At 46.1% G+C, this 21,605-nt stretch carries 21 protein-coding genes and 1 pseudogene; 6 read left to right on the forward strand and 16 right to left on the reverse strand.

All coding sequences use genetic code 11. From position 1 onward, the window contains the following. Nucleotides 1–98: 98 nt before the first annotated feature. A complete protein-coding gene (locus SOHN41_RS09295) occupies nucleotides 99–1,103 on the reverse strand; it encodes a rhodanese-related sulfurtransferase (protein WP_007648162.1) in 1,005 nt (334 codons plus the stop codon). Between the two features lie 264 nt (nucleotides 1,104–1,367). Between SOHN41_RS09295 and SOHN41_RS09300 the strand changes: the two genes are divergently transcribed. Beyond that, the gene (locus tag SOHN41_RS09300; RefSeq protein WP_007648164.1) at nucleotides 1,368–2,045 is read left to right on the forward strand and encodes a glutathione S-transferase; all 678 of its coding nucleotides are present in this window, start codon (nucleotides 1,368–1,370) and stop codon (nucleotides 2,043–2,045) included. 153 nt (nucleotides 2,046–2,198) lie between these two features. Next, complete coding sequence (locus tag SOHN41_RS09305) at nucleotides 2,199–2,396, forward strand: hypothetical protein (protein ID WP_037458599.1); 198 nt, start codon at nucleotides 2,199–2,201, stop codon at nucleotides 2,394–2,396. Nucleotides 2,397–2,461: 65 nt separating this feature from the next. Here SOHN41_RS09305 and SOHN41_RS09310 read toward each other — a convergent pair whose 3' ends face one another. Both SOHN41_RS09310 and SOHN41_RS09315 read right to left on the reverse strand, forming a co-directional pair. Continuing rightward, nucleotides 2,462–4,219, reverse strand: coding sequence for a SulP family inorganic anion transporter (locus SOHN41_RS09310; RefSeq protein ID WP_007648167.1), 1,758 nt, complete (start codon nucleotides 4,217–4,219; stop codon nucleotides 2,462–2,464). A 181-nt stretch (nucleotides 4,220–4,400) separates the two neighbouring features. Next, nucleotides 4,401–5,027 (reverse strand): LysE family translocator, encoded by a 627-nt coding sequence (locus SOHN41_RS09315; RefSeq protein WP_007648168.1) that lies wholly within the window; start codon nucleotides 5,025–5,027, stop codon nucleotides 4,401–4,403. Between the two features lie 93 nt (nucleotides 5,028–5,120). Between SOHN41_RS09315 and SOHN41_RS09320 the strand changes: the two genes are divergently transcribed. Next, nucleotides 5,121–6,479, forward strand: coding sequence for a PLP-dependent aminotransferase family protein (locus SOHN41_RS09320; protein WP_007648169.1), 1,359 nt, complete (start codon nucleotides 5,121–5,123; stop codon nucleotides 6,477–6,479). 171 nt (nucleotides 6,480–6,650) lie between these two features. Here SOHN41_RS09320 and SOHN41_RS09325 read toward each other — a convergent pair whose 3' ends face one another. Next, nucleotides 6,651–8,525 carry a choice-of-anchor I family protein gene (locus SOHN41_RS09325; protein WP_007648170.1) on the reverse strand — a complete coding sequence of 625 codons (1,875 nt, stop codon included), beginning with the start codon at nucleotides 8,523–8,525 and terminating at the stop codon, nucleotides 6,651–6,653. Between the two features lie 467 nt (nucleotides 8,526–8,992). On the opposite strand from SOHN41_RS09325, the gene SOHN41_RS09330 reads away from it, so the two are divergent. The 3 genes from SOHN41_RS09330 to ilvN all read left to right on the forward strand — a co-directional run bounded on the left by SOHN41_RS09330 (nucleotide 8,993) and on the right by ilvN (nucleotide 12,845). Then, complete coding sequence (locus SOHN41_RS09330; RefSeq protein WP_037458602.1) at nucleotides 8,993–10,234, forward strand: multidrug effflux MFS transporter; 1,242 nt, start codon at nucleotides 8,993–8,995, stop codon at nucleotides 10,232–10,234. 398 nt (nucleotides 10,235–10,632) lie between these two features. Continuing rightward, on the forward strand, nucleotides 10,633–12,351 hold the full coding sequence (locus SOHN41_RS09335; protein WP_007648173.1) for an acetolactate synthase 3 large subunit: 1,719 nt from the start codon (nucleotides 10,633–10,635) through the stop codon (nucleotides 12,349–12,351). Continuing rightward, on the forward strand, nucleotides 12,351–12,845 hold the full coding sequence (gene ilvN, locus SOHN41_RS09340) for an acetolactate synthase small subunit (protein ID WP_007648174.1): 495 nt from the start codon (nucleotides 12,351–12,353) through the stop codon (nucleotides 12,843–12,845). Before SOHN41_RS09335 ends, ilvN begins: the two co-directional genes overlap by 1 nt. Nucleotides 12,846–12,919: 74 nt before the next feature. Here ilvN and SOHN41_RS09345 read toward each other — a convergent pair whose 3' ends face one another. From SOHN41_RS09345 to iscR, 12 genes and pseudogenes are all read right to left on the reverse strand, one after another. After that, entirely contained in the window at nucleotides 12,920–13,363 is a 444-nt protein-coding gene (locus SOHN41_RS09345; RefSeq protein ID WP_007648175.1) for an Hsp20 family protein, read from the reverse strand. Between the two features lie 308 nt (nucleotides 13,364–13,671). After that, nucleotides 13,672–14,103, reverse strand: a complete 432-nt coding sequence (ndk, locus tag SOHN41_RS09350; protein WP_007648176.1) for a nucleoside-diphosphate kinase — start codon at nucleotides 14,101–14,103, stop codon at nucleotides 13,672–13,674. A 194-nt stretch (nucleotides 14,104–14,297) separates the two neighbouring features. Then, nucleotides 14,298–14,465, reverse strand: a complete 168-nt coding sequence (locus tag SOHN41_RS09355) for a hypothetical protein (protein ID WP_007648177.1) — start codon at nucleotides 14,463–14,465, stop codon at nucleotides 14,298–14,300. Between the two features lie 202 nt (nucleotides 14,466–14,667). Then, complete coding sequence (gene iscX, locus SOHN41_RS09360) at nucleotides 14,668–14,865, reverse strand: Fe-S cluster assembly protein IscX (protein WP_007648178.1); 198 nt, start codon at nucleotides 14,863–14,865, stop codon at nucleotides 14,668–14,670. A 54-nt stretch (nucleotides 14,866–14,919) separates the two neighbouring features. Beyond that, nucleotides 14,920–15,825, reverse strand: coding sequence for a 30S ribosomal protein S6--L-glutamate ligase (rimK, locus tag SOHN41_RS09365; RefSeq protein WP_007648179.1), 906 nt, complete (start codon nucleotides 15,823–15,825; stop codon nucleotides 14,920–14,922). Between the two features lie 157 nt (nucleotides 15,826–15,982). Further along, nucleotides 15,983–16,321, reverse strand: coding sequence for an ISC system 2Fe-2S type ferredoxin (fdx, locus tag SOHN41_RS09370; protein WP_037458606.1), 339 nt, complete (start codon nucleotides 16,319–16,321; stop codon nucleotides 15,983–15,985). Between the two features lie 8 nt (nucleotides 16,322–16,329). Then, a pseudogene (gene hscA, locus SOHN41_RS09375) lies at nucleotides 16,330–18,191 on the reverse strand (Fe-S protein assembly chaperone HscA). Between the two features lie 66 nt (nucleotides 18,192–18,257). After that, entirely contained in the window at nucleotides 18,258–18,782 is a 525-nt protein-coding gene (hscB, locus tag SOHN41_RS09380) for a co-chaperone HscB (protein ID WP_007648183.1), read from the reverse strand. 15 nt (nucleotides 18,783–18,797) lie between these two features. Next, nucleotides 18,798–19,121, reverse strand: a complete 324-nt coding sequence (gene iscA, locus SOHN41_RS09385; RefSeq protein WP_037458609.1) for an iron-sulfur cluster assembly protein IscA — start codon at nucleotides 19,119–19,121, stop codon at nucleotides 18,798–18,800. A 14-nt stretch (nucleotides 19,122–19,135) separates the two neighbouring features. After that, nucleotides 19,136–19,519 carry a Fe-S cluster assembly scaffold IscU gene (iscU, locus tag SOHN41_RS09390; protein WP_006081856.1) on the reverse strand — a complete coding sequence of 128 codons (384 nt, stop codon included), beginning with the start codon at nucleotides 19,517–19,519 and terminating at the stop codon, nucleotides 19,136–19,138. Between the two features lie 37 nt (nucleotides 19,520–19,556). Beyond that, entirely contained in the window at nucleotides 19,557–20,771 is a 1,215-nt protein-coding gene (locus SOHN41_RS09395) for an IscS subfamily cysteine desulfurase (protein ID WP_007648186.1), read from the reverse strand. Between the two features lie 78 nt (nucleotides 20,772–20,849). Beyond that, nucleotides 20,850–21,311, reverse strand: coding sequence for a Fe-S cluster assembly transcriptional regulator IscR (gene iscR / locus SOHN41_RS09400; RefSeq protein WP_007648187.1), 462 nt, complete (start codon nucleotides 21,309–21,311; stop codon nucleotides 20,850–20,852). Between the last annotated feature and the right edge of the window lie 294 nt (nucleotides 21,312–21,605).

Genomic DNA, 21,605 nt, shown 5'->3' on the forward strand with positions numbered 1-21,605 from the left:
TGGGATAAAGCCGATATAAAAAAGGCCCGAACAAGTCGGGCCATTTTCATCAATACATAACAGTACCTTGGGAGAAAGCGTCTTAGGCAAGGTCCCCCTTAAACTGTACCAGCTTGTTTCATTTTATTCTTTTGGGCGGCGAGTCGTCGCTGCGCCTCTTTCTGCTCACGGCGCGCCTCAATCACTTGATTCACATCGCTACCTATATGCGCTTCGTTACGTGACTTAGCCAGATTGACTTGACGTTCACGCTCCACAAAACGCTTGCGCTGTTCATCGGAAATCTTGTCGATGCAATGTGGGCAACTCACGCCCTGTACATAGGCTGGGCTCTGTTTTTCGGCTTCAGTGATGGGCATACGACAAGCATTACATTGATCGTATTGTCCTTTCTTTAAATCATGATCGACTGCAACGCGGTTATCAAACACGAAGCACTCACCTTCCCACAGGCTTTCTTCCTGCTGCACTTCTTCAAGATATTTAAGGATCCCACCCTCGAGGTGATACACCTCTTCGAAACCTTGCTCCTTTAAGTAAGCAGTTGATTTTTCACAGCGAATACCACCAGTACAGAACATAGCCACCTTTTTATGTTTGGCCGGATCTAAGTTCTGCTTCACGTATTCAGGAAATTCCCTGAAGGTTTCAGTCACAGGGTTGATGGCGTTTTTAAAGGTGCCAATTTGCACTTCATAATCATTGCGGGTATCGACTAAGATCACCTCGGGATCGGAAATCAAGGCATTCCAATCCTGTGGCTTGACATAGGTGCCAACTACTTTAAGGGGATCAATGCCTTCCACACCCATAGTGACGATTTCTTTTTTTAACTTGACCTTAGTGCGGTAAAAGGGCATTTCATCATCGAAGGATAACTTGTAAACAATGTTGTCTAAACCACTCTGGCCATTTAGCCATGCAAGTAGAGCCTCAATAGAGGCCTGTGAGCCCGCCACTGTGCCATTAATGCCTTCGCTGGCAAGCAGTAATGTCCCTTTAATTTCCGCCTGTTCCATCATGGCCAATAATGGCTCTCTAATCGTTTCAAAATGCGGTAAAGAAACAAATTTATATAAAGCACACACAACAACTTTAGACATAACACCCTCATCTGCTGGCTGGAACTTAATTTCCAGTGCATAAACCTATGAATGACCGATAGCTTTGCTACAGGTCGCAAAATCGCGCGAAATTCTACCTGAGTCACAGACGAATAAACACCGATAAAAATTAAGGTCATTGGGTTCTACCACCGAACACAAGTTAAAAATCCTTGTGATTGGCAGTATTTCACGCCCTAAGCCGTTACTATTGCAGACATTAGCCCCATAATATGGCGTTGCTTACCGATAAGAGTCTTATCTATGCCCTTGCCAATCTTATACACTTTTCGCCGCTGTCCCTATGCTATGCGAGCACGCCTAGGATTACTGCTGGGGCAACGGAATGTTGATATCAGAGAAATTACCCTGAAAGCTAAGCCCGAAGCCCTGCTGCAGGCCTCTCCTAAGGGAACTGTCCCAGTACTTGTGCTCAGCGATGGCCAAGTGATCAGCGAAAGCCTTGAGATCATGCGCTGGGCACTGTCATCCAACAATCCACTGCCACACGCCTACCCGCCTCTACTTGGGCAAACAGTCGATGAACAAGAGCAAATCGCGCACCTTATCCATCAAAATGATCACGAATTTAAGCCTTGGCTCGACAAATATAAATACGCAGATCGCTACCCAGCACAATCGCAGACCGATTATTTCCGGTCTGCGAGCGAATTTTTAAACACACTTGAAACCTATCTTAACCGGCATAGATATTTAGTAAATGACCAGTTGAGTCTTGCAGATTATGCGATTGTTCCTTTTATTCGCCAGTTTAATGCCGTGGATCCCAAGCGGGATCTCAGCCTCAGTTACCCGCGGCTTATGGCTTGGTTAAATGAACTCACCAGCAGTGAAATATTTACCCAGGCAATGAACAAATATGTGATCTGGGAAGCGGGCCAATCACAGATAAGTTTGTTAGACATTAATGTAACTAGATAAGTTTTAAAGGGTATTTTTATTTTACCCAGTAGCAATCGGTAAAATAATCGCGTAAGGTATTTATAAGCAGAAGATCGAATAAGAAATCCACCACGACACCACACCGGGTTGAATCGTCAGTCATGCGTCATAGGGATAAATCTGTTGGATAATATGGATATTAACATTACAGCTATGCTCATTGGTTTACTCATTCTGCACTGTTTATTTGCATTGAGAGCCTTCAAGAGTCCAGTGCGACTCAGCACTAACAAAAAATGTATTTGGTGCTTACTCAGCTTATTTTTAGGGCCCCTTGGTTATTACAGTTACCATGGCTTTATTCCCTTAGATAAACTGCAAAAAGATTAACATGATGATTGTGCAGCAATAAAAACGCGCAGCTTTAGCTGCGCGCAATTGTGCCAAAAATAAATCTATAAATGACTGTGCAATAACACTGAATCGTCGGGGACCTTTTGTATCACCGGCGCCTGTCCTTCGGCTAATGCCTGCTTATAGCTTTGGTTCATTTTAAGCGCTAAATATAAGTCGGGCCGAATTAAAATCCCCCCCTCACCCGATTGCATTCCAGCCTGTTCAAACCAGCCTAACATCTGCCGCTTTCGCCCTGCGAGCACTAAACGCACTCCGCGTTTTTTGAGCAACTGATGCAAATCAGCCAACATCGCCATCACGCTCAAGTCGAGGTGGGTAAAGCAAGGTACCGCATCAATAATAATGCAATCGACGGGCTCAGGTTCACGAATAAATTTTTCTAATAAACGTCGTTTAAAGTAAGTGGCATTAAAATACGTCAGCGGTGAATTAAAACGATAGATAAACACCCCTGGAACAGATTTAGCCTTACCCGAATCGTCGACACTGCGAATAACGCCCTTTTGATCTAAACCAAGTACTTGATCCGTTGGGCGCATAACCGTCGCTAAAAACTGGAATAGCCCCAACAGTACCGCGAGGGTAATTCCGGGGATTACACCAATAAAAAGCACAGAAAACAACGTAATACACGCTAATAAAAATGCAGAGCGATCCCTTACCCTTAGATTCCATAGTGCTTTTATGTCGATAAGGGAGATAGAAGCTATGACCAGCACAACGCCTAAGGCTGAGCTTGGAATATATTTCAAGGGAGCGGTAAAAAATAAGGCCACCAGTCCAATTAATACCGCCGCAATAATGGATACCAGTTGGCTTTTACCCCCATTGGCATCGTTAACTGCGGTGCGAGAATCCGCGCCACTGATCGCAAAACCCTGGGATAAAGCCGAAGCAATATTGGCAAGACCGAGTGCTCTAAATTCTTTATCCGCATCGATATCATAACCATTCTTAGCCGCAAAACTCCGTGCCGTCAGCATCATGCTCACAAAACTCACCATGGCTAAGTTAAGCGCTGGGACGACAAGCTCGCGAGTAATACCTAAATCAAACACAGGTGCTTGAAACGATGGCAGACCGGAGCGAACCTCACCCACCACATTGATATCAAAAGCCGTAAGATTAAATCCCCACACGAGTACGGCAGCCATCGCCATCGCACACATAGAAGCGGGCCATAGGGGGCGATAACGCTTCACTAACCCATAGGTCAGTAGAGTGACCCCTCCCATCAATAGCGTTGGCCAATGGGTTCGAGTCAGGTATGAAGGCGCACCACTGAGACGCTCAATCAAGTAGCGCTCGTCAAAGGTAAAACCAAAGATTTTAGAAAACTGCCCCACTATGATAGTGATCGCAACCCCATTGAGCAGCCCCATTAGAATAGGCTTGGAGAGAAAATCGGCTAACACCCCGAGCCTAAAACGGCTCGCAATTAAACACCAAAACCCCGTCATAGCCGTCATGGTCATCACGAGTTGCCAGTGTTTCATACTGTCGCCAGCGGCAAGCGGTGTAACAACGGCAGCGATCACGGCACAGGTCGCCGCATCGGGGCCCACAATCAACTGCTTAGAAGTCCCAAAAAGGGCATATACCAGCATGGGTAATACACAGGAATAGAGTCCGACCGCCGCATTCACTCCCGTTAACTGGGCATAGGCAATAGCCACAGGCAAGGCCACAGCGGCAACCGATAAGCCCGCTCGCACATCATCCCTAAGCCATTGCTTATCATACTGCAGCATCTGCGCCAAACCTGGCATGACCGAGTCTAAACTGGGAAACTTCACGCGGTAACCTCCATATACTCCGCCCCGAGGAAAAACCAACCTCGGGGTATCAATAACCACTACAATGAAGACCCTAAGGGCCTGCATGTAAAAAAGCCACCAATATTATGTTGGTTATGACATAAAGCCAATCATTACGCGAGTCCGTTTCCGATAATATTTTTAGGGTGTTAGCGTCTTCTTAACGCAAAATCATCGGTAAAGAGACGAGCAACAAACTCCCCATAAACCAGTTAAAACCACGGCGACGTTTATCTGTATTCAACTTTTTACTGATCGCGGCGCCCACAAACACCCATGTAAAGGAAGCAGGAAACCCAACCAAGTTAAACACTGCGACGCCAAGTAATGCACTCAACCAAAAACCGTCTCCTCCTAATGTAAATGCACTGCAAAGAGTAATAGTCGACATCCAAGACTTAGGGTTAATCCATTGAAATAAGGCTGCTTCGAGCAACGTCATCGGCTTGCGGCCCTCATCTAAATGGGCTGTGCTCACTGGAGAGGTCACTAAGCGGTAGGCTAAATACAATAAATAAACCAAGGCAAAATATTTAAGCAATTGATGTAAAACGGGTAAAGCCTCAAACAGAGCGCCAAGCCCTAGGAGCACGGCTAAATGCAAAGAGGTTGAACCTAAGCGGATCCCCGCGATATGGGGCACGGTTCGCAACACACCAAAATGTGCCCCAGAACTGGCCAGCAAAATATTGTTTGGTCCAGGAGTCATAGTCATAGTCGCGCAAAACAATGCCGCAGAAGCCATTAACGTCCATAGTTGTGCTTGATATAAAAGTTGAAAATCCATAGCAGCTCCTAAATTGTATGCATACATTAATTGACATAAAACGATGCAATGAATAATATACTGTGAATATTAGAGATCAATGGATTTATTGTCATGGGTACAATTTGGACGCCAGATCTAACGGTCTTTTCAGGTCCCAAATATCAGCGCTTAGTCAGTGCGATAGAGCAAGGGATTTTGCAGAAAGACTTGCCCCACGGTTGCAAATTACCACCGCAACGCCGTCTAGCCGATGCATTAGGCATTACGATTGGTACTGTCACCCGTGCCTATGCACTTGCGGAACAACGGGGTTATGTAGAGGCGAGGATTGGCGATGGCACCTATGTTAATGCCTCCCCCATTCCAGAGCTTAGCCATGCCCAGCTCAATATGGCGACCTGTCAACAACCTCTTACGGATCAAATCAGCACCCTAAGCGATTGTCTTAGCCAATTAGCGAAAGATCCCACTAAATTGAGCCAATTGTTGGGTTATCGCGCCAGTCCATTAGAACAACATCAGCAGGTTTTTCACCAATGGCTCCATCAACGGGGAATCGAGCAGAGTGTGGAACAACTTGTGTTCACTCACGGTGGTCAGCAGGCTATCTTCGCCTGCTTGAACGCATTGTTATCTAAGGGCGATGTGTTATTGCACGAGCAATATAGTTATCCCGGAGTGCGTATTTGTTCGAAGCAATTAGGGGTAAATAGTATTGGCGTTCCCCTAACGACAGACGGCCTAGATCTCGCACGCTTTGAAGCTTTAGTGCAAATTCATCAGCCCAAGTTAGTGTATCTCACCCTAAATAATCAGAATCCCACCTGCATCCAATACAGCGATGAACAGAGGCTAAAACTCCTAGAACTTGCTCAGCAGTATCAATTTTATATTATCGAAGATGACGTAAATTATTGCTTACCTGAGGAATGGCATACTCCGTTGTGGCAATTGGCAAAGGAGTTAGACATCCCAAGAGTAATTTATATTTCAAGCCTTTCTAAATTGTTTTCCGGAGGCTTAAGACAAGGGTTTATGTTAGTCCCAGAAGCACTCATTGCCCCCATTCGATTGGCTATTCACAGCCAGTGTTGGATGGTGTCGCCGCTCAATGTGGAAATCGCCTGCCTGTTGATTAAGAAGGGGCAGATCACTGCCAATAGAGATGCCATCGTGCGTCAGCGGCAAACGCTGTGTGTCGCCATGGGGCAACGCCTTGGGTTAACACAGAGATGGCGTGGCTTGAATGGTTGGTTGCAATTACCTGAAGATCTTAAAGCCCATCATTTAGTGACCGCCCTCGCGGCCAAAGGCGTGCTGATCCGCAACGGTGATGACTTCAACTGCCACGATAATTTTATTCGTTTAAGCCTAGGGGGCGCCGAAAATGCAGCGCAATTTCAACACGCATTAGATTGCATTGAATCAACTTTCCATACCCTAATACAAAATGCCTATTCAGTAGTATAATCCTTTAGCCCACAGCAGGTTTCAAACCATTCCCAATAAAAACGCCAGAGAAGTTCTCTGGCGTTGGTTTCACATTTGGCGTGGTGGAGCCCTCAAATGGCGTGCCTCTGTATGCCTACGATGGTGCATAATTAGGCTCCATTATTAGCTCAAATGACTGCACTCTGATAATTACTGCACTTTAATCTGGTAGACACTGGTCGTGCCGCTCACTTCATTACCTATGATTAATAACGGCTGGCCATTTGGGCTCTTATCGGCACCCACAAACTTCATCCCTTCGGGGCCTAAGTCCCCCGCCAAACTCGCATCACCTTGCACTTCGCCAGTGTCAGTATCTATGGTGAAATTCGCTTCAAAGTCACGGTTGACCACATAATCAACAAAATGCACATCAAAGGGATTAGTCACATCGTAAATCATAAAACCAGAGGTACGCTCCAGTCCGATAAAGGCATAGAGCTTTTGACCTATCTTACCCAGTGCTAAGGCTTCAGGCTCCGGCCCCTTATCGTCACTGCGACTATCGCCTTTGTTTTCTTCGTTGTTATTGTTGAAATTATCACCGAGTAAGGCTGCGGTGATCCGTTCAAAATCATTGCCACTGTCAAAAACCTGTTGACCATCGGCCGACCAAATTGAGAAGGAACGCGCACCAAAGCTGACGATTTTGTCGTAGTCGCCATCATTATCGTCATCCCCCATGCTCTTAGTCACTTTTAGACGGGCTAATTGGGTCTTATCCTTAGCAGCAGCAAATTGTGGATGATTAGGATCTAAGGTTAAATCGCCAGCACGAGCCTCCTCCGAGAAACCTGCATAGTCACGGGAATCCCCTTCGTTAGCCGTTACAATAAAATCGGTGTTATTCCAACGATAGCTCGCCACAGTATCGGGTTGATACATGCCATACACACTGGCATAAGCTTGCAGATTGACCATGTCATCCTTGTCACTCGCATCAATTTTATTCACACCAAGGCCGTAATCTTTCAGGCCTAAGGGTAAAATTTTGTCCACTTTGGCAGTAGCAATCTCAATCACGGCGATAGCATTGTTTTCCTGTAGACTCACAAAGGCACGGCTGTTATCCGGACTGATGCTGATATATTCAGGCTCTAAATCCTGGGCAACACTCGCCATTGGCCCATTAATCTTGATCTCCTTAGTGATTTCATTGTTGCGGGCCCCCCCTTGATTAAACTCACTAAAACCGACTAAGGTTGCCGTTGCTGTAGGCTTACCATCCACAATCTTAATAATGGCAACACTACCGTCTGGATCGACGCTATAGTCTTGATTAGGTTCACCTTCGTTGGCAACTAACAGGGTTTGACCATCGTGACTAAACACCACATTATCTGGTAATGCACCGACTTCAACCGCACTGATAAACAGGGGGGCTTCGGTGCCATTTAACTGATAAAACGCGACAAAACCATTAGCTTGTGTCTTATTACCCGCAGCGTCACCTCGCTCAATCGCCGCCGCTAATAAATTACCCGAGACACTGACACTATTAACACTTCCCATAAAACTTAGGCCAATATCTTTAGCGACATCTAGCTCGCCTAACTTATCAAGATTATTCAAGGCTAATGGTTCTGAGGCCTTAGGGGCGCTAGCCAATAAACTGGCATCAATAATATCGACTTTACCGCTGATCGCATTGACCACAAAAATTCGTTGCGCAGCAGCATAATACTCAACAATTTCCGCCGCACTTAATCCATAGACCCCCGTTTGATGGCGACCTATAAGTTCAGCCCTGACACCCGCTGACTGGGACTGGCAGATAAACTGTGTTTGCGTCGCCTCAATCTCAGCGTCTTCCAATTGACCATTGCTATTCGCATCTAAGCCAGTGTCGATACGTTGACCACCGGCGGAACAATGGGTATCACCTATGGCTAAGGCTGTCACTTTAATCAGAGAATTTAAGCCGTTATCGCCCTGCTCGCCATTGGTACCGTCATCACCGCTACAGGCACCAAGTAAGAGGCTCGCCACTATAGCGCCAGCAAGTGGAAGTCGTTTTGTGTTCATTGCATCATTCCTGAATGTGTTGTTATGCGTCGGGTAAATGAAATCCCGTTACACTAATCCGCATTCAAGACGGTTAGATGACATGGATATGACGAGAGAATGACAACTTCAAACTAAAGACTGATAAACCAATAGATATTACCTCTTGAACGCAGGCACAAAACTTCCAAATTCATTTTCGTTACAATTTAAGTGTAAAGATCCCGTCATCAAGATTGGTTTATTTGTCCGAGCACTTTACTATGTTATTGCTTAATCTCTTTAGCGATATACGTGAAATATTGACTGAAGTAGCAATTCCCTTTTACTCAACCCCATCCAATATCCCTTTGCAATGTCACAACTATTGCAAATTCGATTTATTGTTGAGGGGATGGATTATGGAGAGAATTGTCCTAGTACAATTTTAGCCACAAGACGCCATACAGAGACATGCTCTTTCAATTCTTTCGCCACCCGAGGTAACAGTGGAGCCACAATCACAACCAACACATTCTGCAACTAGCAGTAGACCTATTCCCCATCTCGCGCTACTTATCCCTATGCTTGCCGCCATAGTGGCGATCACGCCTTTGGCTATCGACATGTATTTACCCGCCATGGCGACATTGGCGCAAAGCTTTCACACCGACATCACGACAGTGCAGCAATCCTTAAGCCTCTATTTAGGAGGTTATGCCCTAGGTATGCTGTGTTTTGGACCGCTAGCCGACCGTATTGGACGTCGGCCTATGGTTATTATGGGTCTTACTGGCTTTATGTTGATCAGCCTATTGATCGGATTAGCACAGGAGGTTGAAGTGTTTCTGGTATTGCGCTTTTTACAGGCCTTTATCGGTGCCGCTGCGACAGTCGTTGTGCCTGGGTATATCAAGGAAGTCTATGGCGAAAACACGGCTAAGGGCATGTCATATGTCAGCCTTATCATGATGTTAGCTCCATTACTTGCACCGAGTATTGGCAGCCTGATTTTAGAATTAGGTGAGTGGCACCTGATTTTTTTCATTCAATCTGCCTATGCCTTGCTGTTATTATTTTTGGTGCTAATGCTGCTGAAAATGCCCAGTGATAAAGATCTCAATACCCGCAGCCAAAAGTCTTTTCTTGGGGCCTATGCCACCGTATTTTCACGCCCCGGCGTTAAACTCAATATTGCCAGCGGTGTATTAACTTCCTTCGCATTTTTCTGCTATCTCACCGCCTCCCCCTTTGTTTATATGGAAGTGTTCTCCTTAGACAAGTCCTTATTTGCCATTTTATTCAGTACTAATGTCGGCGCCCTGATGCTAGCCAATATTATCAATACCCGCATTGTCGGTCGCTATGGATCGCTGCGGATGTTACATGTCTCGACATTTTTCGGCGCGCTTGCTGGGGTAGGTTTACTCTCGGTAAATTTACTGGAGATGAGCTATCACTTTACTGTGCTCATGCTTATTCCACTAATGGGAAGCCTAGGGATCATGTCGGTCAATGCCGATGCCATAGTGTTAATGAAATTTAAGCAAGAGACAGGCACCGCAACCGCCGTTATCGGCACCCTAAGATTTGGCTTTGGTGCACTCGCAGGCCCCTTACTCGCCGTGTTTTATAACGGTACCGCTGTGCCCTTCTCTGCATTGATGTTAGGTGCGGTGCTCTTGGTTGGAATTTGCCAGTTTAATCGACCAAAACACCAAAGACGGCCAATAGATACGGCAAATAACTAATTAAGCCACAGCTTATCTTGCATCCCACACAAAAACGGCACTTATAGTGTCGTTTTTGCCATTTAAGCATCTAACAAAATGAAAAATATAGGATAAGACTAACAATCAATCTAAATTACTTCACTATTTATGCTTATTCCTCACCATACAAAGATGAAAAAGTTTCAAGTTGGTTATTTTTTATATAAAAGGCTTGATATGTTGTTTTTTTGAATATGATGAAAATCTGTTCATTGCAACAGCTGCTGCATTCAAGGGGATGAGTCACTTAGTGCTTTATAGCCTAAGTTCAGCAATCGGAGTCTGAATTACCCTTCAGGCTTATTTTTAGAGCGATTACCGTCGCTGTAACACAATACTGTTTACCGTAACGGTACTATAGCAATAGGAGTTTCCACATGGAAAAGTTATCCGGCGCCAGTATGATAGTGCGATCCTTGATCGACGAGGGTGTAAAGCACATATTTGGTTATCCTGGCGGCTCAGTGTTAGATATCTACGACGCCCTTCACCTTATCCCCGGTATTGAACACATACTCGTTCGCCACGAACAAGCCGCCGTACACATGGCCGATGGCTACGCCCGTGCCACGGGTAAAGTGGGCGTGGTATTAGTCACCTCAGGCCCAGGCGCGACCAACGCGATTACCGGTATTGCCACCGCTTACATGGATTCTATTCCCCTTGTGGTGTTATCGGGTCAAGTCCCGAGCAATTTGATCGGCAACGATGCCTTCCAAGAATGCGACATGATAGGTATCTCTCGCCCTGTGGTGAAACACAGCTTTTTAGTTAAAGATCCGACTGAAATTTCTGAAATTATTAAAAAGGCTTTTTACATTGCCTCTACTGGCCGTCCCGGTCCTGTGGTTGTCGATCTGCCAAAAGATTGTTTAAACCCCGCCCTGCTGCACGAATATTGTTACCCAGAAAGCGTCAAAATGCGTTCCTATAACCCCACGACATCGGGGCATAAAGGTCAGATCCGCCGTGGTCTTCAAGCCCTGTTAGCCGCGAAGAAACCCGTACTCTATGTCGGTGGCGGCGCGATTATCTCAGGTTGTGATAAACAAATTCTAACACTCGCTGAAAAACTGAATATTCCGGTGGTGAGTACTTTGATGGGCCTTGGCGCCTTTCCTAGTACCCATAAAAACAGCTTAGGTATGCTTGGCATGCACGGTCGATATGAAGCCAACATGACCATGCATAACTGTGACTTAATCTTTGGAATTGGTGTGCGTTTTGATGACAGAACCACCAATAACGTCGAGAAATATTGCCCTAACGCCACTATTTTGCACATAGATATTGATCCGTCTTCGATTTCAAAAACCGTACGGGTGGATATCCCAATTGTCGGCTCTGCAGACAGTGTGCTCGATAGCATGCTAGCCCTCCTCGATGAATCCAATGAACATAATGACGCCGAGGCGTTGAGCCAATGGTGGCAGGAAATCACCCAGTGGCGTGCTCGCCAATCTCTGGCCTACGACAAAGACAGTGGTCGCATTAAGCCACAACAAGTGATTGAAACCTTATATAAACTCACGAATGGCGATGCCTATGTCGCCTCAGATGTGGGCCAACATCAAATGTTCGCCGCACTCTATTATCCCTTTGATAAACCCCGCCATTGGATTAACTCCGGCGGCCTTGGCACCATGGGATTTGGCTTACCCGCCGCCATGGGCGTCAAACTGGCAATGCCAGACGAAACCGTGGTCTGTGTAACGGGTGATGGTTCGATTCAAATGAATATTCAAGAGCTGTCAACTGCACTGCAATACGATATCCCGGTTAAAATTATCAACTTAAACAACCGTTTCCTCGGGATGGTCAAGCAGTGGCAGGACATGATTTACTCTGGCCGTCACTCCCATTCCTATATGGATTCAGTGCCTAATTTTGCCAAAATTGCCGAGGCCTATGGCCATGTTGGCATGACGATTAGCGACCCCGCCGAGCTTGAATCTAAGATGGCAGAAGCCCTCGCCATGAAGAACAGACTGGTGTTTATCGACATCATGGTGGATGAAACAGAACACGTCTACCCCATGCTGATCCGTGGTGGTGCGATGAATGAAATGTGGCTAAGCAAAACGGAGAAATGCTAATGCGTCGAATTATATCTGTTTTATTAGAAAACCAATCCGGCGCCCTTTCACGTGTTGTCGGGCTGTTTTCACAACGTGGCTATAACATCGAAAGTCTGACGGTCGCACCGACGGATGATAATACGCTGTCGCGCCTCAATATTACCGTGGTTGCCGATGAAATGGTCCTCGAGCAAATCGAAAAACAACTGCACAAATTGATCGATGTGCTCAAGGTATCCAACATCACAGAATCGGCTTACATTGAACGAGAACTCGCCCTAGTGAAGGTGCGTGCCCAAGGTGAATTTAGGGAGGAAATTAAGCGCACCGCCGATATCTTCCGTGGCCAAATCGTCGATGTCACTGCCAATCTCTATACCATCCAATTGGTGGGTACCACCGAAAAACTCGATGCCTTTATCCATGCCATGGGTGAAGTGACCAAAGTGGTTGAAGTGTCACGTTCGGGGGTTGTAGGTCTTGCCCGCGGCGAGAAAGCCATGAAAGCTTGAGGTTAACAGCAGCAGTAAAAATAAATTAAGGGGAGCATTAAGCTCCCCTTCTTATATTAACTGTCAGCGGGCGATTAAGATTGGTTATCTAATAAACGTGATGAAGTGATCTCAATCTTGCGTGGTTTGAGTGCTTCAGGGATCTCACGCACTAAGTCAATGTTCAATAAACCATTCTCTAAGCTTGCACCCAATACAGTCACATAATCAGCAAGCTGGAAGGTGCGTTCAAAGCCGCGCTCTGCAATACCTTGGTATAGGTATTTTCGCTCAGTCTGGCCCTCGGCCTTATTGCCTTTTACCAATAGCTTTTCACCTTCACTGCTGATCTCCAGCTCTTCCATCGAAAACCCAGCCACGGCCATAGTGATGCGATAACGATTTTCGCCAAGGAGTTCAATGTTATAGGGAGGGTAACCTGAGTTGCCATTATTCGCGGCAGCATGTTCTGCCATCTGTGCTAAACGATCAAAACCAATGGCACTGCGGTAAAGAGGAGTTAAATCATAAGTACGCATATTCATATCCTTGTCTCAAGCAATATGGGAAATTGGCGAACGGTCTTCAAGTTGAAAACCCGCATTTGTCTCGCCTAAATTAACTTCTGTCCTAGCGGCACAGAATCGATTGGGATCCTCATCGAGCGATCCTGCAATAGATATAAGGATAGGAAATCGTATTTCAAGGAAAAATTTAAAAAAATTTTAAAAGTTCAATAAAAAGAATAAATTATCACTCATCACAGCTACGTATCAAATACACACTGCTGAACGCTGCCAATAAAAAAGGAGCCCTTAGGCTCCCTTCTTTAGTCTTGGTACTCAGATTAACGAGTACGTGGACACAGTTCTTCAGTACTGAAGAAATAAGCAATTTCACGGGCTGCAGATTCAACAGCATCTGAACCGTGTGCTGCGTTTTCGTCGATACTTTCAGCGAAATCGGCACGGATAGTACCAGGAGCCGCTTGAGCTGGGTTAGTCGCACCTAAAATTTCACGGTGAGCTAAAACAGCGTTTTCGCCTTCTAATACTTGGACCATGATTGGGCCAGAAGTCATAAATGCAACCAAGGCACCAAAGAAGCCACGCTCGCTATGCTCAGCATAGAAACCTTCAGCTTGTTCTTTAGTCAGGTGTAACATTTTAGCTGCAACGATCTTAAGACCAGCAGTTTCAAAACGATTGTAGATAGCACCGATGTGGTTTTTTGCAACAGCATCAGGCTTGATAATAGAAAATGTGCGTTCGATCGCCATAACTAGCTTCCTTTGTCAGCAAGTTTGAAAAATTCGCGCGGATTATACGAAATTTCAAAACTAAATCCTATCTTTATAGCAAATAAGTCTGAGATATTGCGCACATTGGCTGAATTTGTAATCAGCTTGATAGCACGAAAACGCCAGCATAGACCTAAGTCTATGCTGGCGTTGTAAAAATAATATCTAGCAAATTACTTTCTGTTTTTAGCCCACACACCTACCCATGCCAACAGTGCAACTAAAATAATCGCAGGGGCAAAATCGAGTAGGTGATGAAATAAACCTACTCCGCCATGCCCAGGATGTGCCCAAGCCATTGTAGGTAATAAGGTAAATAACAATACAAGCAAAAGTTTCATGTGAACATCCTTGCGGTAGCGAAAAAATAAGTTAAGCAATTAACGATCTTAACCAATAAGTAACAAGGTACGTTATTCACTTAAAATGAATTTGATAACGATCAAACTCTCGCAAAAATATCCTGTTGTTCAATCTGAAACGTGATATGAATCACCCATCTGTATTATCTCTTGGACAAGATGACTTAACCAAGGTTGCGCGCTACTTCTCTTCGATCCAACATTGTTGAATCGCCTCCAAAATACGTTCATTACAATGCTTTGGGTCATCATCAAAATCATCTAAGGCTAACACCCATTCATATAACTCAGTGAAATGCAATTTATGGGGGTCAACATCGGAATGTTTCTCAAGTAATTCCAATGCAATATCCAATGAATCTATCCATTTTAATTTCATCGTTTCCCCCTATGTGATCTGAGCCTAATAAATACGGTGAAAGCCTAAAATAATCTATCCCTGAGCTTGGGTGATTTTCTTCACTTTAGACACATTTTTTTCAACAAACTCAATGATGGCACCCGCCACATCTTTAGTCGTTGCCCCTTCAATGCCTTCAAGCCCTGGCGATGAGTTGACTTCCATCACAACAGGACCATGATTTGAACGCAGCAAATCCACCCCTGCAACATTCAATCCCATCGTTTTAGCCGCACGGATAGCGACTGAACGCTCCTCTGGTGTGAGTTTCACTAAACTCGCGGTGCCGCCGCGATGCAAGTTTGAGCGAAACTCCCCAGGCATGGCTTGACGTTTCATGGCCGCAATCACTTTGTCACCGAGTACAAAACAGCGAATGTCGGCGCCATTGGCTTCTTTAATGTATTCCTGCACCATGATATTGGCCTTAAGGCCCATAAAGGCTTCAATCACACTCTCAGCCGCTTTGCGGGTTTCGGCCAAAACCACCCCAATACCTTGGGTGCCTTCGAGTAACTTGATGACCAGCGGCGCACCGCCTACCATATCGATTAAGTCCGGTATATCACTGGGTTTATTGGCAAAACCTGTGATTGGCAGACCAATACCGCGGCGGGACATCAACTGCATAGAGCGTAATTTATCCCGTGAGCGAGAAATCCCAACGGAATCATTGAGCGCATACACCCCCATCATCTCAAACTGGCGTAGCACCGCCGAGCCATAGAAGGTAATAGAAGCGCCAATACGTGGGATCACCGCATCGAATGGCGGTAATTCTTGACCGCCGATATGAATACTCGACTGGCGCATATTGATATTCATATAACATTCAAGCGGATTGATCACTTGTACTTCATGACCAGCTAATGTCGCAGCTTCAACGAGTCGCTTAGTTGAATATAGCTCAGGCCCTTGCGATAGGATCGCGATTCTCATTCTGGTCTCCGACAACCATTTCATTTTGAGCGCATAATACGCCTGCGCTGGGATAAATCAATCATAGTGACTATGGTCCACACAAATGCGCTACACCATAAGTCAAAAACCAGTCACTTGGACTGGTTTTTGACGATAAAATCAGCGATATAGAAGATTAATTTCCTTCGCTAACCATATTGACTGTGTATTTGGGAATTTCAATCACCATATCAGCATCAACCACTTTTGCCTGACAGGATAAGCGGCTCTCAGGCTCAAGCCCCCAAGCTTTGTCCAGCATATCATCTTCGAGTTCATCACTGGGTTCTAACTCATCAAAACCCTCACGCACAATACAGTGGCAAGTCGTGCAGGCACAGGATTTTTCACAGGCATGCTCGATATTGATGCCATTACGTAGCGCCACATCGAGAATCGTTTCACCAACATTCGCCTCCACTACTGCACCGTCAGGACACAACTCTGCGTGGGGAAGAAAGACTAATTGGGGCATCACATCACCTATATGTTGTCGATCGACTGGCCCTTGAAGGCCACCCGAATTGAATTGTCCATACGTCTGGCAGCAAAATCTTGGGTTTGCTCATCCAGTTTTTCAATCGCTTGTTTAATTGCATCGACATCATCGCCCGCGGCCACTTGCGCCACAGTAGCCATAGTCGCATCAATCTGCCCACGCTCATCGGCATTTAACAAGTCGCCATCTTTCGCTAACGCGGCATGTAAAGACTCGAGTACCCGCGCCGCCTCCACTTGCTGCTCGGCGAGCATACGACGGTTAATGTCCTCTTTCGCATGTTTCATCGAGTCTTTCAGCATAGTGGCAATTTCGGTATCCGATAAGCCAAAGGATGGCTTAACTTGTATGCTCGCTTGCACCCCTGTGGATTTCTCCATCGCGGTCACACTGAGTAAACCATCGGCGTCCACTTGGAATGTAACGCGGATATGCGCCGCACCCGCCGCTAAGGGTGGAATGCCTTTTAAGGTAAAACGCGCAAGGGAGCGGCAATCGGCGACCAATTCACGCTCGCCCTGCACCACATGGAACGCCATCGCGGTTTGGCCATCCTTAAAGGTGGTAAACTCCTGCGCCCGAGCAACAGGAATCGTCGTATTACGGGAAACTACCTTTTCCACTAAGCCGCCCATGGTCTCAATCCCCAAAGACAACGGGATCACATCAAGCAACAACAGATCCGATTCGGGTTTATTACCCACTAGAATATCGGCCTGAATGGCGGCGCCAATGGCGACGACACGGTCGGGATCGATAGAGGTTAATGGTGCTTTACCAAAAAATGCTTCAACTTGCTCACGTACCAAAGGCACACGGGTTGAACCGCCCACCATCACAGTTTCAAGCACTTCATCCGTCGTGACACCTGCATCACGCAGGGTTCGACGGCAGCTAGCGATGGTTTTCTTCACTAACGCACTAATTAAGCTATCAAATTCCGCCTTAGTCACAATTTGCTTTAGCACAGTGCCATCGGCAAGGATAATACAAGCCTCGGTTTCACTCACATCAGTTAAAGCTTCTTTCACCCGGCGCGCTTCAATCAATAACTGGCGACTGAGCTGCGGATCGATGTTCGTCAATTGCCACACTTGCTGCATATGAGCTTGTAAGAGATGATCGAAGTCATCACCGCCCAACGCCGAATCGCCACCCGTGGCCAACACTTCGAATACGCCGCGATTCAAACGCAAAATTGAAATATCGAAGGTGCCACCACCTAAGTCATAGATGGCAATCACGCCCTCTTGCTTCGAGTCAAGACCATAGGCAATTGCGGCGGCTGTCGGCTCATTGAGTAGACGTAGTACTTTAACACCCAGTAACGACGCGGCATCTTTGGTGCCTTGGCGCTGGGCATCGTCGAAGTAGGCTGGCACTGTGATGACGACACCTTGCAGCTCGCCGCCTAGGGTTTTTCGGCTCGGGCAATCAACGGACGTAAAATCTCCGCCGATACTTGCACAGGATTCACTTGCCCCTGTGGCGTCACGAATAAAGGTAAACCGTTTTCGCTTTCGGCAAACGCGTAGGGGAATGATTGTTCGCCCGCTTGGATATCCGCAAGACTGCGCCCCATAAAGCGCTTAACTGAGACTATCGTATTTTGTGGATCCTGCGCCGAACTTTGGGCAGCAAGGGCACCTACTTCAACTGTATCTTGGGTATAACGTACTATGGAAGGTAATGAATGCTGTCCATCTTCGTCCGGCAGGGTTGCCGTTTCGCCACTTCGAACCGCGGCAACCAACGAATTAGTGGTACCTAAATCAATGCCAACGGCAAGTCTATGTTGGTGCGGCGCGGCACTTTGACCGGGCTCAGCTATCTGCAAAAGGGCCATATTTATCCAACTTAGTAACGCCAACCCAGTTACAGCTGAGTCGACTAAATAACATCAATACGAAAATTAATCTAACAGAGCGTCTTCGACTCTGGTCAACTCGTCGTGTAATTTTGCCATAAATTTGAGTTTGCGAACTTGATCTGCCGCCAACAAGCCGTCTTCTGTGGTGCTGCTGTTTAACTGCGCGGTCAAAAGTTGAGTCAACTTAGCGCGATATTCGGCAAAGGAGGCATATAACTCATCGATACAGTCTTGGGGATCTTCGCTTTCACGAATGTTTTCTAAGGCTTCACGCCATTCCATCTGCTGCATCAAAAAGGCAGTATCTTTGACCGTCGTAGTTTCATGACTTAAATCAATACCACGCAGCGCCAGCATATGCTCGGCGCGACGAATGGGATCTTTTAAGGTTTGATAACCGTCATTCACTTGGGCAGTACGCTGCACCGACAGTAATTTCTGTTGCTCAGTATCATTGGCAAACTTATCGGGATGCACCGCTCGTTGCAGTTCGCGATAGCGTTCTGCAAGCACAGCGGTGTCAATATCGAAGGCGGGGGGAAATTTAAACAGCTCGAAATAATTCATGCGTCAATTCGGCAATTAAACAGTGAAACTCTCACCGCAACCGCACTCACCTTTTGCGTTGGGATTATTAAATTGGAAACCTTCGTTCAGGCCTTCCTTAATAAAATCCAGCTCAATACCCTGTAGATAAATAAAGCTTTTCGCATCGATGATGATTTTTACACCATCCACATCGAAGACTTCATCGTCATCATTCAGCGCATCAACAAACTCAAGTACATAAGCCATACCAGAACAGCCAGAAGTCTTTAAGCCGAGGCGCAGGCCAATACCTTTGCCTCTATTTGCTAAGAAAGATCTGACACGATCGGCTGCCGCTGGGGTCATTGTAATCGCCATCTTAACTCCAGATGTTACTTAGCTTGCTTCGATTTATACTCGTCTATCGCCGCTTTAATGGCATCTTCCGCCAAAATAGAACAATGGATTTTCACCGGTGGCAAGGCTAATTCCTCAGCGATATCGGTGTTTTTAATCGCAGCTGCTTGCTCGATTGTTTTCCCTTTAACCCACTCGGTAACCAGTGAACTAGAGGCAATCGCGCTACCACAACCGTAGGTTTTGAACTTAGCGTCTTGAATGATGCCATCAGCACCTATTTTCAACTGAAGTTTCATCACGTCACCACAGGCAGGTGCACCCACCATACCAGTGACGACTGAGGGGTCGTTTTTATCGAAAGAACCAACGTTACGTGGGTTCTCATAATGATCTATCACTTTTTCACTGTAAGCCATGGTACTGCTCCAAAATTATCTATCGTAAATGGTCGAATTAATGATGTGCCCACTGTACCTGATTCAGGTCGATGCCATCTTTAAACATCTCCCACAATGGAGACATTTCTCTTAATTTATCAATAGATTGAGTAATAACTTCAATAGCGTGATCGATTTCTTCTTCCGTTGTGAAACGGCCGATTGAGAAACGAATCGAGCTATGGGCCATTTCATCGTTTAAACCCAGTGCACGTAATACGTAGCTGGGCTCTAAGCTAGCCGAAGTACAGGCTGAACCCGATGAAACCGCTAAATCTTTTAAGGCCATCATCAATGACTCACCTTCAACATAGTTGAAGCTGACGTTAAGACTACCGCTCACACGCTGTGTCATATCGCCATTGATATAGGTTTCTTCGATATGTTTGATGCCATTCCATAACTTATCGCGCAGCTTCGCAATACGTGTGTTATCGGTTGCCATTTCAGCTTTGGCAATCGCGGCGGCTTCACCTAAACCGACGATTTGGTGTGTTGGCAGAGTACCGCTACGCATACCACGCTCATGGCCACCACCGTGCATTTGTGCTTCTAAGCGAATGCGTGGCTTACGGCGAACATACAGAGCACCAATCCCTTTCGGACCATACATCTTGTGGCCAGAAATAGAGATCAGATCCACTTTAGTGGCTTGCACATCGATAGGCAGTTTACCTGCACTTTGTGCCGCATCCATATGGAAAATAATGCCTTTTGAGCGGCATAGTTCACCGATTGCATCGATATCGTGGATCACACCGATTTCGTTGTTCACGTGCATGATGCTGACAAGAATAGTGTCATCACGCATTGCCGCGGCTAAACGTTCCATCGGAATGATACCGTTTGCTTCAGGTTCTAAGTAAGTGACTTCAAAACCTTCACGCTCGAGTTGACGACAGGTGTCGAGCACGGCTTTGTGTTCGGTTTTACTGGTGATAATGTGCTTGCCTTTCTTACTATAGAAATGCGCAACCCCTTTAATTGCAAGGTTGTTTGACTCAGTTGCGCCCGAAGTAAACACGATTTCACGGTGATCGGCATTAATCAAGTCAGCCACTTGGTTGCGAGCAATATCCACCGCTTCTTCAGCTTGCCAGCCATAGCGATGTGAGCGAGAGGCGGGGTTACCAAAGATGCCGTCCATTGTCATATATTGGAACATCTTTTCCGCGACTCTCGGATCGACAGGCGTGGTGGCGGCATAATCTAAATAGATAGGAAGCTTCATAACACACTCCGTACTGAGCAGTCTCTGCCGAGGCTACATACAACGTACAAAAATAATTTTTATCGTATAACAAGGAGCCTATAAACTGACTCTTTGTTCCTTTTGCATAGTGTCTTGCTTAAGTGAGATAAACTGTACATCCCGCTTCTGCATCAAGCCCGCAAGACTGATACCGTTTAAAAAATCTGAAATTTGTTTGCTTAAATCGCCCCAAAGCGAGTGCGTTAAGCAGCGAGTTCCACTCTGACAATTACCTAATCCTTGGCAACGAGTCGCATCGACTGACTCGTCAACCGCATGGACAACCATGCCGACTGAAATTTCGTTGGCTTCTAGCCCCAAGCGATAGCCACCGCCAGGGCCTCGAACACTCGCAACTAAACCATGCTTTCTTAACTTAGCGAAGAGTTGTTCGAGATAGGAAAGCGAGATCCCTTGTCTTTCAGAGATATCCGCTAAAGGAACCGGTCCCGATGCCGAGTGAATTGCCACGTCAAGCATAGCGGTTACTGCATAACGACCTTTTGATGTAAGTTTCATAACTACCATAGCTCCCGAACAGGTATGGGGTTATTTCAACATACCCGAGTAAATCAGTCAAGTATAAAACCTACTAAAACACTCAAGTATATGAGTGCGCTGTGAACCAATACCCTTTCATCTTGGTGGGGTATTTAACCTTTTTCTGCCCTAAGATTCAATGCCAAAGCGGCAATTAATCGGCACACTAAAGCCGATATCGAGATCTATCGCACTATAAGGACCACGAAAACCGAATCCCTATCCCTAAGGCTTGCTGCACAGCTCTGCCAATGCCGTAACAAAATAATCCAA

It is taken from the genome of Shewanella sp. HN-41 (assembly GCF_000217915.1).
In the GTDB taxonomy this organism is placed as follows: Bacteria; Pseudomonadota; Gammaproteobacteria; order Enterobacterales; family Shewanellaceae; genus Shewanella.